12 protein-coding genes are annotated in these 12457 nt (G+C 58.2%); 10 read left to right on the forward strand and 2 right to left on the reverse strand.

All coding sequences use genetic code 11. The features are described 5' to 3' along the window. The first annotated feature begins 37 nt into the window (after positions 1–37). From odhB to ACM6IQ_RS08920, 7 genes are all read left to right on the forward strand, one after another. On the forward strand, positions 38–1261 hold the full coding sequence (gene odhB / locus ACM6IQ_RS08890) for a 2-oxoglutarate dehydrogenase complex dihydrolipoyllysine-residue succinyltransferase (RefSeq protein ID WP_017337245.1): 1224 nt from the start codon (positions 38–40) through the stop codon (positions 1259–1261). A 110-nt stretch (positions 1262–1371) separates the two neighbouring features. Continuing rightward, positions 1372–2808 carry a dihydrolipoyl dehydrogenase gene (lpdA, locus tag ACM6IQ_RS08895; RefSeq protein ID WP_017337246.1) on the forward strand — a complete coding sequence of 479 codons (1437 nt, stop codon included), beginning with the start codon at positions 1372–1374 and terminating at the stop codon, positions 2806–2808. Positions 2809–3004: 196 nt separating this feature from the next. Next, complete coding sequence (sucC, locus tag ACM6IQ_RS08900) at positions 3005–4171, forward strand: ADP-forming succinate--CoA ligase subunit beta (protein ID WP_007898980.1); 1167 nt, start codon at positions 3005–3007, stop codon at positions 4169–4171. Further along, positions 4171–5052, forward strand: coding sequence for a succinate--CoA ligase subunit alpha (sucD, locus tag ACM6IQ_RS08905; RefSeq protein WP_007898976.1), 882 nt, complete (start codon positions 4171–4173; stop codon positions 5050–5052). Before sucC ends, sucD begins: the two co-directional genes overlap by 1 nt. Positions 5053–5524: 472 nt before the next feature. Further along, positions 5525–6838 carry a branched-chain amino acid transport system II carrier protein gene (gene brnQ / locus ACM6IQ_RS08910; protein ID WP_017337247.1) on the forward strand — a complete coding sequence of 438 codons (1314 nt, stop codon included), beginning with the start codon at positions 5525–5527 and terminating at the stop codon, positions 6836–6838. A gap of 170 nt (positions 6839–7008) precedes the next feature. Then, complete coding sequence (locus ACM6IQ_RS08915; protein ID WP_017337248.1) at positions 7009–7746, forward strand: DUF599 domain-containing protein; 738 nt, start codon at positions 7009–7011, stop codon at positions 7744–7746. Next, positions 7746–8147: an MAPEG family protein gene (locus ACM6IQ_RS08920; RefSeq protein WP_414878542.1), complete on the forward strand. Its 402-nt coding sequence runs from the start codon at positions 7746–7748 to the stop codon at positions 8145–8147. Before ACM6IQ_RS08915 ends, ACM6IQ_RS08920 begins: the two co-directional genes overlap by 1 nt. Positions 8148–8214: 67 nt before the next feature. On the opposite strand, the gene ACM6IQ_RS08925 is transcribed toward ACM6IQ_RS08920, so the two are convergent. Then, positions 8215–8448 carry a hypothetical protein gene (locus ACM6IQ_RS08925; RefSeq protein ID WP_017337250.1) on the reverse strand — a complete coding sequence of 78 codons (234 nt, stop codon included), beginning with the start codon at positions 8446–8448 and terminating at the stop codon, positions 8215–8217. A 159-nt stretch (positions 8449–8607) separates the two neighbouring features. On the opposite strand from ACM6IQ_RS08925, the gene ACM6IQ_RS08930 reads away from it, so the two are divergent. The 3 genes from ACM6IQ_RS08930 to htpG all read left to right on the forward strand — a co-directional run bounded on the left by ACM6IQ_RS08930 (position 8608) and on the right by htpG (position 11519). Continuing rightward, a complete protein-coding gene (locus tag ACM6IQ_RS08930; RefSeq protein ID WP_017337251.1) occupies positions 8608–9084 on the forward strand; it encodes a PaaI family thioesterase in 477 nt (158 codons plus the stop codon). Then, complete coding sequence (locus ACM6IQ_RS08935; RefSeq protein ID WP_017337252.1) at positions 9081–9533, forward strand: PaaI family thioesterase; 453 nt, start codon at positions 9081–9083, stop codon at positions 9531–9533. Before ACM6IQ_RS08930 ends, ACM6IQ_RS08935 begins: the two co-directional genes overlap by 4 nt. Before the next feature lie 81 nt (positions 9534–9614). Then, complete coding sequence (gene htpG, locus ACM6IQ_RS08940) at positions 9615–11519, forward strand: molecular chaperone HtpG (protein WP_031318553.1); 1905 nt, start codon at positions 9615–9617, stop codon at positions 11517–11519. A gap of 50 nt (positions 11520–11569) precedes the next feature. Here the strand turns inward: htpG and ACM6IQ_RS08945 are convergent, their stop codons facing one another. Beyond that, positions 11570–12439: a pirin family protein gene (locus ACM6IQ_RS08945; RefSeq protein WP_414878543.1), complete on the reverse strand. Its 870-nt coding sequence runs from the start codon at positions 12437–12439 to the stop codon at positions 11570–11572. Positions 12440–12457: the final 18 nt, after the last annotated feature.

Consider the following 12457-nt stretch of genomic DNA (forward strand, 5'->3'; position numbering starts at 1 on the left):
TCGCGCACCTGAAACCGAATTTAAGGACTCACAGATAATGGCTATCGAAATCAAAGCCCCCACTTTCCCGGAATCGGTTGCCGACGGCACCGTTGCCACCTGGCACAAACAACCGGGCGACGCTGTAAAGCGTGACGACCTGATCGTCGACATCGAAACCGACAAGGTTGTGCTGGAAGTGTTGGCCACCGCTGATGGCGTGCTGGGCGCGATCGTCAAGAACGAAGGCGACACCGTTCTGTCCGACGAAGTCCTGGGCTCCATCGAAGCGGGCGGCGCTGCTGCCGCTGCTCCGGCTGCCGCTGCTGCTCCGGCCGCTGCACAGGCTGCTGCTCCTGCCGCCGAAGGCGAAGACGATCCTGTTGCTGCACCGGCTGCTCGCAAGCTGGCTGAAGAAAACGGCATCAACATCGCTTCCGTTGCCGGCACTGGCAAAGGCGGTCGTGTGACCAAGGAAGACGTGGTGGCCGCTGTTGCTGCCAAGAAAGCCGCTCCGGCTGCCGCACCTGCCAAGGCTGCCGCTCCGGCTGCCGCTGCTCCTGTGTTCGCCGCTGGCGACCGCATCGAGAAGCGCGTACCGATGACCCGCGTTCGCGCTACCGTGGCCAAGCGTCTGGTAGAAGCTCAGTCGAACATGGCGATGCTGACCACCTTCAACGAAGTCGACATGACCGAAGTCATGGCCCTGCGTTCGAAGTACAAGGACCTGTTCGAGAAGTCCCACAACGGCGTACGCCTGGGCTTCATGTCGTTCTTCGTGAAAGCGGCCACCGAAGCGCTGAAACGCTTCCCGGCTGTCAACGCGTCGATCGACGGTGCCGACATCGTTTACCACGGCTACGCCGACGTCGGTGTGGCTGTTTCCAGCGACCGCGGTCTGGTTGTACCGGTTCTGCGTAACGCCGAACTGATGAGCCTGGCTGAAATCGAAGGCGGCATCGCTACCTTCGGCAAGAAGGCTCGCGACGGCAAACTGTCGATGGATGAAATGACCGGCGGTACGTTCACCATCACCAACGGTGGTACCTTCGGTTCGATGATGTCGACTCCGATCGTCAACCCGCCACAAGCGGCCATCCTGGGCATGCACAACATTCTGCAGCGCCCTATGGCGATCAACGGTCAGGTCGTTATCCGTCCGATGATGTACCTGGCTCTGTCCTACGATCACCGTCTGATCGATGGCAAAGAAGCTGTGACCTTCCTGGTTACCATCAAGAACCTGCTGGAAGACCCGGCTCGTTTGCTGCTGGATATCTGATTTCGTTGCATGGGGCCGCTGCAGGATGGCGGCCCACCTGTAATGACCAGCTTCGTCCCACGACGGTCCCCAAAAGGGGCCGTCCGGTTTGATTCGAGAAGGAATGACACATGACTCAGAAATTCGACGTGGTAGTGATTGGCGCGGGCCCTGGCGGCTACGTGGCTGCCATCAAAGCAGCGCAACTGGGCCTCACCACTGCCTGCATCGAGAAATACACCGACAAGGAAGGCAAACTGGCCCTCGGCGGTACTTGCCTGAACGTCGGCTGCATTCCATCCAAGGCGCTGCTGGACAGCTCCTGGAAGTTCCACGAAGCCCAAGACGGTTTCGCGATCCACGGCATCAACCACGCTGGCGTGACCATGGACGTGCCAGCAATGGTCGGCCGTAAAGCCAACATCGTCAAAGGCCTGACTTCCGGCGTTGCCACCCTGTTCAAGGCCAACGGCGTTACTTCGATCCAGGGCCACGGCAAACTGCTGGCTGGCAAGAAAGTCGAAGTCACCAAGCCTGACGGTTCGGTAGAAATCATTGAAGCCGAGAACGTGATCCTGGCTCCAGGCTCGCGTCCGATCGACATTCCACCGGCTCCGGTCGACCAGAATGTGATCGTCGACTCCACCGGCGCTCTGGAATTTCAATCGGTTCCAAAACGTCTGGGCGTGATTGGCGCTGGCGTGATCGGTCTGGAACTGGGTTCGGTCTGGTCCCGTCTGGGCGCGGAAGTGACTGTTCTTGAAGCGCTGGACACCTTCCTGATGGCCGCTGACGCAGCCGTTTCCAAGGAAGCGCTGAAAACCCTGACCAAACAGGGCCTGGACATCAAGCTGGGCGCTCGCGTCACCGGTTCGAAAGTGAACGGCGACGAAGTCGTTGTGAACTACACCGATGCCAATGGCGAACAGAACATCACTTTCGACAAGCTGATCGTAGCCGTTGGTCGCCGTCCGGTCACCACGGATCTGCTGGCCGCCGATTGCGGCGTGACCCTCGACGAGCGCGGTTTCGTGCACGTTGACGATCACTGCGCCACCACCGTACCGGGCGTTTACGCCATCGGTGACGTGGTGCGCGGCATGATGCTGGCTCACAAAGCTTCGGAAGAGGGCATCATGGTCGTCGAGCGCATCAAGGGCCACAAAGCCCAGATGAACTATGACTTGATCCCTTCGGTTATTTATACTCACCCGGAAATCGCATGGGTCGGCAAAACCGAGCAGGCCTTGAAGGCTGAAGGCGTTGAAGTTAACGTTGGCACCTTCCCGTTCGCAGCCAGTGGCCGTGCCATGGCAGCCAACGATACCGGCGGTTTCGTGAAAGTCATTGCCGATGCCAAGACTGACCGCGTATTGGGCGTCCACGTGATTGGCCCGAGCGCTGCAGAACTGGTTCAGCAGGGCGCGATCGGTATGGAATTCGGCACCAGCGCTGAAGACCTGGGCATGATGGTTTTCTCCCATCCGACCCTGTCTGAAGCCTTGCACGAAGCAGCTCTGGCAGTGAATGGCGGCGCCATTCACATCGCCAACCGCAAGAAGCGTTAAGACAATAAGAAACCACGGCGGTATGGCCCGTCGTGAGCCTTGCATGCAAGTCTCACCGCGGAATATCCGCTGGACGCAGTCTTGCGTAGCTGCACCGGTTGTCCGGAAAGGCTACGCAAGCAGCAGTCACAGGTGGTGCGGCACTTGAACAAGTGCAGCACCGAATGCGCAGTACCTAACGAAGACGGTAATAAGCATGAATCTTCACGAGTATCAGGGTAAGCAGCTGTTCGCTGAGTACGGCCTGCCAGTTTCCACCGGTTATGCGGTAGATACCCCGGAAGCAGCAGCAGAAGCTTGCGACAAAATCGGCGGCACCGAGTGGGTTGTCAAAGCCCAGGTCCACGCTGGTGGTCGCGGTAAAGCGGGCGGCGTAAAGCTGGTTCGCAGCAAAGAAGACGCCAAGGCATTCGCACAGCAGTGGCTGGGCAAGCGTCTGGTGACTTACCAGACTGATGCCAATGGTCAGCCAGTCACCAAGATCCTGGTTGAATCGTGCACTGATATCGCTAAAGAGCTGTACCTGGGCGCTGTCGTTGACCGTTCGAGCCGTCGCATCGTGTTCATGGCTTCCACCGAAGGTGGCGTGGACATCGAGAAAATCGCTCACGACACTCCAGAAAAAATTCTGAAGGCCACTATCGATCCACTGGTTGGCGCTCAGCCATTCCAGGGTCGCGAGCTGGCATTCCAGCTGGGTCTGGAAGGCAAGCAGGTTGCTCAGTTCGCCAAGATCTTCGTAGGTCTGGCAAAGCTGTTCAAGGATCACGACCTGGCTCTGCTGGAAGTGAACCCGCTGGTGATCAAGGCTGACGGCGATCTGCATTGCCTCGACGCCAAGATCAACATCGACGCCAACGCCATGTACCGTCAGCCTAAGCTGAAGACTTTCCACGATCCGTCGCAAGACGATCCGCGCGAAGCGCACGCTGCCAAGTTCGAACTGAACTACGTAGCACTGGAAGGCAACATCGGTTGCATGGTCAACGGTGCTGGCCTGGCCATGGGTACCATGGACATCGTCAACCTGCATGGCGGCAAACCAGCCAACTTCCTCGACGTGGGCGGCGGTGCTACCAAAGAACGCGTTACCGAAGCGTTCAAGATCATCCTGTCCGACACTAACGTCGCTGCAGTACTGGTCAACATCTTCGGCGGCATCGTTCGTTGCGACATGATTGCCGAAGGCATCATCGGCGCTGTGAAAGAAGTCGGCGTGAAAATCCCGGTTGTTGTTCGCCTTGAAGGCAACAACGCTGAGCTGGGCGCTAAAGTACTGGCAGAAAGCGGTTTGAACATCATCGCTGCTACCAGCCTGACCGACGCTGCTCAACAAGTCGTTAAAGCTGCGGAGGGCAAATAATGAGCGTCCTGATCAATAAAGACACCAAAGTTATCTGCCAGGGTATTACCGGTTCGCAAGGTAGTTTCCACACCCAGCAAGCCATCGAATACGGCACCAAGATGGTTGGCGGTGTAACTCCTGGTAAAGGCGGCACCGAGCACCTGGGTCTGCCAGTGTTCAACACCGTGAAAGACGCTGTAGCTGCCACTGGCGCCACCGCCAGCGTGATCTACGTTCCAGCTCCTTTCTGCAAGGACTCCATCCTGGAAGCGGCATTCGGCGGCATCAAGCTGATCGTTTGCATCACCGAAGGCATTCCTACCCTGGACATGCTGGATGCCAAGGTCAAGTGCGACGAGCTGGGCGTAGTCCTGATCGGTCCTAACTGCCCAGGCGTGATCACTCCAGGCGAATGCAAGATCGGCATCATGCCAGGTCACATTCACTTGCCAGGCAAGGTCGGTATCGTTTCCCGTTCCGGCACCCTGACCTACGAAGCTGTGAAGCAGACCACTGACGCCGGTTTCGGTCAGTCGACTTGCGTCGGCATCGGCGGTGACCCGATCCCGGGTTCGAACTTCATCGACATCCTGAAGCTGTTCCAGGAAGACCCGAAGACCGAAGCGATCGTGATGATCGGCGAGATCGGCGGTTCGGCTGAAGAAGAAGCGGCTGCCTACATCAAGGCAAACGTGACCAAGCCGGTTGTTTCCTACATCGCTGGTGTGACTGCCCCTGCGGGCAAGCGCATGGGCCATGCTGGCGCAATCATCTCTGGCGGCAAAGGCACTGCAGACGAGAAGTTTGCTGCCCTGGAAGACGCAGGCGTTAAAACCGTGCGTTCGCTGGCAGACATCGGCAAGGCTTTGTCCGAGCTGACCGGTTGGGCGATCAAGTAAGCCTCGCGCTTAGCTGACGCTTCACCAAACAAAGGCCACCTTCAGGTGGCCTTTGTCGTTTCCGTGATTCCATATCTCCACAGGCCACAGTGCTTTTTGTGGCGAGGGAGCTTGCTCCCGCTGGGCTGCGAAGCGGCCCCCAAATCACGCGACCGAGGCATGTCGGGTGCGCCGCATTTCATGGTTTTACGGCTGCTTCGCAGCCGAGCGGGAGCAAGCGCCCTCGCCACAGGGTTCTGTGCAGGTAAATTAGATATGTAAACGCGACACGGAAATGTCGCAGATCGGAATGTTCGCCCTCTAACAGTGCGTTTTTAGCTCAAGTTCGTTAGGCTAGCCGCCATTTTGCGTCCGCGACCCACAAGGTTGCTTCGCGCTAAAGGGTCAGTCCTATGCGGACCGACAGCATTTCCCTCACCCATAAAGGGAAATCCCTCTCTAAATTCCGATTCAGTAGTGTGGTATTTCCTTAATGAAAGTGTTGAAAGGCCAGGACATCCTGGCACTTGGTTTTATGACGTTTGCCCTGTTCGTCGGGGCTGGCAACATCATCTTCCCGCCTATCGTCGGTTTGCAGTCCGGGCCTCATGTCTGGATGGCGGCGCTGGGCTTTCTGATCACCGCGGTCGGTCTGCCGGTGATTACCGTCGTGGCCCTGGCCAAGGTCGGCGGCGCCATGGATGCCTTGAGCAGTCCCATCGGCAAAGTCGCTGGCGGCTTGCTGGCCGCTGCATGCTACCTCGCGGTTGGTCCGCTGTTCGCGACGCCGCGCACTGCGACCGTATCGTTCGAAGTGGGCCTGGCGCCGCTGACCGGCGAAAGCCCGCTGGCGCTGTTTCTCTATAGCTCGGTGTACTTCCTGCTGGTGTTCTTCATCTCGCTCTACCCGGGCCGCTTGCTGGATACCGTTGGACGGTTTCTCGCACCGCTGAAGATCATCGCCCTGGCGGTTCTCGGCATTGCCGCGTTTGCTTTGCCTGCCGGTGATATCGGCGTGGCGACGCCTGAGTATGTCGCAGCACCGTTCTCCCAGGGCTTCATCAATGGTTACCTGACCATGGATACCCTCGGTGCGCTGGTGTTCGGCATTGTCATCGTCAACGCCATCCGCTCCCGCGGCGTCGAGTCGCCGGTGTTGATCACCCGCTACGCGATCATTGCCGGGCTGATCGCCGGCGTCGGTCTGGCGCTGGTGTATGTCAGCCTGTTCCGTCTCGGTTCGGGCAGCCATGAAGTGGCTGCCGGCGCGACCAACGGTGCGGCGGTATTGCACGCTTACGTTCAACACACTTTTGGTTCGTTGGGCAGCGGTTTCCTTGCGGTGCTGATCTCGCTGGCCTGCCTGGTCACGGCGGTCGGTCTGACCTGCGCCTGCGCCGAATACTTCAGCCGTGTGCTGCCGCTGTCCTACAAAACATTGGTCATTATCCTGGCCGTGTTTTCCCTGTTTGTGTCCAATCTGGGCCTCACCAAGCTGATCGCGTTCTCGATCCCGGTACTCACCGCGATCTACCCGCCGTGCATCGCGCTGGTCGCCCTGAGTTTCTGCAAGGACTTCTGGCATGAACAGGGGCGCATCGTCGGTCCGGTGATGCTGGTGTCGTTCATCTTCGGTCTGATCGACGCGCTCAAGGGCGCGGGTCTGGCGGACTGGATGCCGACGCAACTGGCTCACTTGCCGCTGAGCGAGCAAGGCCTGGCGTGGCTGGTGCCATCGGTCATGACGCTGGTGGTTGCAGTGGTATGCGACCGCCTGCTGGGTAAACGCGAAGAAGCCTTGGCTTAAGTCGCTTCATGCCCGCCACAAGCGGGTCTTGAGCTACAACAGAAATGCCCCGTATCAATCGATACGGGGCATTTTTTATGCGCGTGATGCAGTGTCTTTTTTTGTGAGCTAACGTCGAAACACTGCAAATCCCCTGCGGGAGCCTCCGCAAACACATCACAAGGACCTGCATGTCGTTCATCCACGCCAACCTGATCCACATTCTCGCCGCCGCCTGGTTTGTCATCTGTTGGGGCGGCTATACCCGCTATGCGACATGGAAAGGCCGCGACACCGCGTGCCTGGCCAGTGTGCTGCACCTGTACCGCGAAGACTGGATGCGCCGCATGCTGCTGCGCGACAACCGTATCGCCGACGCCAGCGTGGTCGGCAACCTGGAACGCAACGCTTCGTTCTTCGCCTCGAGCACGCTGATTATCCTGGCTGGCATTCTCACCGTGCTGGGCGCGTCGGAACGGGCCGTGTCGTTGCTGGCGGATATCCCGATGGTGCAGCAGGCCTCCCAGGGGATGTCCGAGATCAAGTTGCTGTGCCTGGCGCTGGTGTTTGTGTATGCGTTCTTTACGTTCAGCTGGTGCATGCGCCAATACAACTTCGCGGCCATTCTGATCGGTTCGGCACCCATGGTCGGCGAGCGCCATGTCTCGGAGCAGGAGCGTAAAGCGTTTGCGGCCCGGGCGGCGCGTGTCATCTCGATGGCCGCCAACCAGTTCAACTTCGGCCTGCGCTCCTATTACTTCGGCATGACCATGCTGGCCTGGTTCGTCAGCCCCTGGTTGTTCATGTTGATGAGTGCCGGCGTAGTGCTGGTGCTCTATCGCCGGGAGTTTCATTCCGACGTTCTCGACGTGATGGTCTATACCCCTACAGAGGCGCCCTTGCCTGAAGCGAACAAAGAGGCTGCTTGATGAGTATTCCGTTCTGGTGTGTGTTGATCAGCGCCTTGCTGATTTACGTGGCCCGCATGCCGGTGGCCAAGGCCATGAAAGAGCAGGGTGGTTACAACAATCACCTGCCTCGCCAGCAGCAGGCCCAACTCACCGGCTTCGGTGCCCGCGCGGTAGCGGCCCATCAGAACTGCTTCGAAGCCTTCATATTGTTCGCGGTGGGGGTGTTGATGGCGCACACCACGCAGACGGCGGGATGGCTGATTGACTCGCTGGCAATCATCTTTGTGATCACGCGAGTCATTTACTTACTGTGCTATTGGGGCGATCTCGCCTGGCAACGAAGTCTGGTGTGGGTTGTCGGGCTAGTGTGTTCGTTGCTACTGATGATTAGTCCGACTTTTAGAACTATTTTGCTCTAGCAGGGCAAATGACAGGCAAAAGAAAACCCGCACTTGGCGGGTCTTCTTTATCACGCTAAAAACTGATTTAGTTTTTAGGTGCTTCTTTCACAGCGGCTTCGTTCGATTCAGCCTGAGCTTTGGCGGCTTCGGCGTTTTCTTTCGCTGCGTCGTTCACTTTATCCTGAGCTTTGTTCATGTCTTGCTGAGCCTGCTCAGCATGTTCGTTGGCTTCTTGAGCTTTGTCCTCGGATTTTTTATCGCAGGCTGCGAGACCGAGGGAAGCGGTCAACATCAAGGCAATAGCTAAAGTCTTACGCATGGGGTGTTTCTCCTTATGGAAAATATCTACTTGGCCTTTCGAGCACAGCCAACAGGGTTAAGTTCCTCAATTCGTTCAGATATATAAGATAATTCCCACGGGAACTTTTACCGAATCCGCCTAGTGCGGTGTCGGAATACTAAGAAGAGTTTTTATCAAATGGCCGAAAACCCCGTTTTTGAGCGTGCGACGCGATTTTTATCGGCATTGCGACACTGTCAGGTACTCGGGCTGCGAGTTCACAGCGTCAGCAGTGGCGGGCTTACCGTGATTCTGCCGTACAGCCCGCAAATCATCGGTAACCCGCAAACCGGCGTGATCCACGGCGGTGCGCTGACGACCTTGATGGACACCGCGTGTGGCATGTCCACCCTTTGCGTGTTGCCCGAGTTCGAAGTCTGCCCGACCCTCGATCTGCGCATCGACTACATGCACGCGGCCGAGCCGCACAAGGATGTGTATGGCTTTGCCCAGTGCTATCGGGTCACTACGGACGTGATCTTCGCCCGTGGTTTTGCCTATCAGGATGATCCCGAACAGCCTATCGCCCATGTGGTGGGCACGTTCATGCGCATGGGCAAGGGCGTCAAAGGCACCAAAGGCTTCGGTGGCGCCATCGCCGGAGGGGCGAAATGATCGACAACTTCAAGGAACAACTGCAACAGGCCCATGAGCAGGGCGACTACGCCGCGCTGCTGCACCTGATTCCCTACGCCAAACTGATCGGTGTCGAATGCTCGCGGGTCGGGGATGACCTGCTGTTTCGCCTCCCGGCGAACAAGGACAACATTGGTAACCCTTTGCTGCCGGCAATTCATGGTGGTGTGATTGCCGGGTTCATGGAGCTGTCCGCCGCGCTGCACCTGCTGATTCTCACCGGTTCGCCGGGCGTGCCGAAGATCATCGACTTTTCCCTCGACTACCTGCGCACGGGGCAGTTTCGCGACACCTGGGCCAGATGCCAGGTGTGTCGTCAGGGGCGACGTGTCGCAAACGTGGCGGTAACCGCCTGGCAAAGCACCGAAGCCGAGCCAATTGCCACCGCCCGTGCCCACTTCAAAATCGATGAGCCCTTGAAATCCTGATCCGAGCCCCCAACTTTGATGACAACCCGCCGCCGACCCTGAAGGTCGCGGCCACTGCCATCTGATTGGAGTTTGATGACCATGAGTGTGGAAACTCAAAAGGAAACCCTGGGCTTCCAGACCGAGGTGAAGCAACTGCTGCACCTCATGATCCATTCGCTGTATTCCAACAAGGAAATCTTCCTTCGCGAATTGATCTCGAACGCCTCTGACGCTGTCGACAAATTACGTTTCGAAGCCCTGTCCAAGCCTGAGTTGCTGGAAGGTGGCGCCGAACTGAAAATCCGTGTGAGCTTCGACAAGGACGCTAAAACCGTCACCCTCGAAGACAACGGTATCGGCATGAGCCGTGAAGATGCGATCACCCACCTGGGCACGATTGCCAAATCCGGCACCGCCGATTTCATGAAACACCTGTCTGGCGATCAGAAAAAAGATTCGCACCTGATCGGTCAATTTGGCGTGGGTTTCTACTCCGCATTCATCGTCGCCGACAAAGTTGACGTGTTCAGCCGTCGTGCCGGTGCTGCCGCCAGCGAAGGCGTGCACTGGTCGTCGAAGGGCGAAGGCGATTTTGAAGTGGCCACCGTCGAGAAAGCCGAGCGCGGCACTCGCATCGTGCTGCACCTGAAGTCCGGTGAAGACGAGTTCGCCGATGGCTGGCGCCTGCGCAACATCATCAAGAAGTACTCCGACCACATCGCTTTGCCGATCGAGTTGCCGAAAGAAGTGGCCGCCGCCGAGGGTGAAGAGAAGCCAGCCGTTGAGTGGGAAACCGTCAACCGCGCCAGCGCCCTGTGGACCCGTCCTCGCACCGAGATCAAGGACGAGGAATATCAGGAGTTCTACAAGCACATCGCTCATGACTTCGAAAACCCGCTGAGCTGGAGCCACAACAAGGTCGAAGGCAAGCTCGAGTACAGCTCGCTGCTTTATGTTCCGACCCGTGCTCCGTTCGACCTGTACCAGCGTGAAGCGCCGAAAGGCCTGAAGCTGTATGTGCAGCGTGTGTTCGTGATGGATCAAGCCGAGTCGTTCCTGCCGCTGTACCTGCGCTTCATCAAAGGCGTGGTCGATTCCAATGACCTGTCGCTGAACGTGTCGCGGGAAATCCTGCAGAAAGACCCGATCATCGATTCCATGAAGTCGGCGCTGACCAAGCGTGTTCTGGACATGCTGGAAAAACTGGCGAAAAACGAGCCTGAGCAATACAAGGGCTTCTGGAAAAATTTCGGTCAGGTCATGAAAGAAGGCCCGGCAGAAGACTTCGCCAACAAAGAGAAAATCGCCGGCTTGCTGCGTTTCGCGTCCACTCAGGGTGAAGAAGGGGAGCAGGTCGTGGGTCTGGCCGAGTACCTGGCTCGCGCCAAGGAAGGTCAGGACAAGATTTACTACCTGACTGGCGAAACTTACGCGCAAGTCAAAAACAGCCCGCACCTGGAAGTCTTCCGCAAGAAAGGCATCGAAGTGCTGCTGTTGACCGATCGTATTGACGAGTGGCTGATGAGCTACCTCAGCGATTTCGACGGCAAGAGCTTCGTTGACGTGGCGCGCGGTGACCTGGACCTGGGCAACCTGGACTCGGAAGAGGACAAGAAGGCCGCGGAAGAAGTCGCCAAGTCCAAAGAGGGTCTGGTCGAGCGTCTGAAAACTGCACTGGGTGATTCGGTTGCTGAAGTGCGGGTTTCCCACCGTCTGACCGACTCTCCGGCGATTCTGGCTATCGGCGAACAGGACCTGGGCCTGCAGATGCGCCAGATCCTCGAAGCCAGTGGTCAGAAGGTTCCGGATTCGAAGCCGATCTTCGAGTTCAACCCGGCCCACCCGCTGATCGAGAAACTCGACAACGAGCAGAGCGACGAGCGCTTCGGCGACCTGTCGCACATTCTCTTCGATCAGGCGGCCCTGGCGGCCGGCGACAGCTTGAAAGACCCGGCCGCGTATGTGCGCCGCCTCAACAAGCTGCTGGTTGAACTGTCGGTTTAACGGCGTTGTACAAAAAAACCCGCTTCGGCGGGTTTTTTTATCCCTGGGCTTTAGCGGGCGGGGGGCAGTTCGATCCGCTCAACTTCCCCGGGCACCGTCGGCCAATCCCCGGCTGCCCAGCGCCGGCGGGCTTCATCGATAGCCGCCGGATCGCTTGCCACAAAATTCCAGTTGATCCTTCGTGGCCCATCCAGCGGCGCGCCACCCAACAGCACCGCATGACAGTCGCTCTCGGCGAACAACGTCATCTCTTCTCCCGCAGGCAGCACCACCAGCGCATGGGGTTCTATCAGCTCGCCATCGAGCTGTAATTCGCCGCTCAACACGTACAGCGCCCGTTCTTCATGCTCGGTGGGAATCAGCAGCGTGGTCGCTGTCTGCAGGTTCAGTTCCGCGTACAGCGTAGGAGAAAGCACCGGCACCGGCGATTCCAGGCAGAAGCCTGACCCGGCGATCATCCGGATCTTCACCCCGAGGTTGTCGCTGACCGGCAGTGTGGCGGCCGGATGGTGGCTGTAGTGTCCCGGTCCCTGTTCATGTTCCTTTGGCGATGCCAGCCAGATCTGCAAGCCGTGCATCGTGAATCCGCTGTCCTTCAATGCCTGGGGCGTGCGCTCGACGTGGGCAATCGCGCTGCCGGCGGTCATCCAGCTGACGTCTCCGGCCTCTACCACCTGATCGGAACCGAGGCTGTCCTTGTGCTGGATTTTTCCTTCGAACAAGTAGGTGAGGGTCGATAGACCAATGTGCGGATGCTGACGGATGTTCATGCCTTTGCCCGCCGGATAACGGGTTTCGAGCATATGGTCGAAAAACACAAAAGGCCCGACGCTGCGGCATTTGGCTGACGGTAGCGGACGAAGAATCGGCTGGCCTTCAACATCTTCGGCGCGGGGGCGGATCACGAGGGGAGTGTTCATGGTGCATTCCAGGCTGAG

It is taken from the genome of Pseudomonas sp. IT-P100 (genome assembly GCF_949767185.1).
GTDB classification, from domain to species: Bacteria; Pseudomonadota; Gammaproteobacteria; order Pseudomonadales; family Pseudomonadaceae; genus Aquipseudomonas; species Aquipseudomonas fluorescens_B.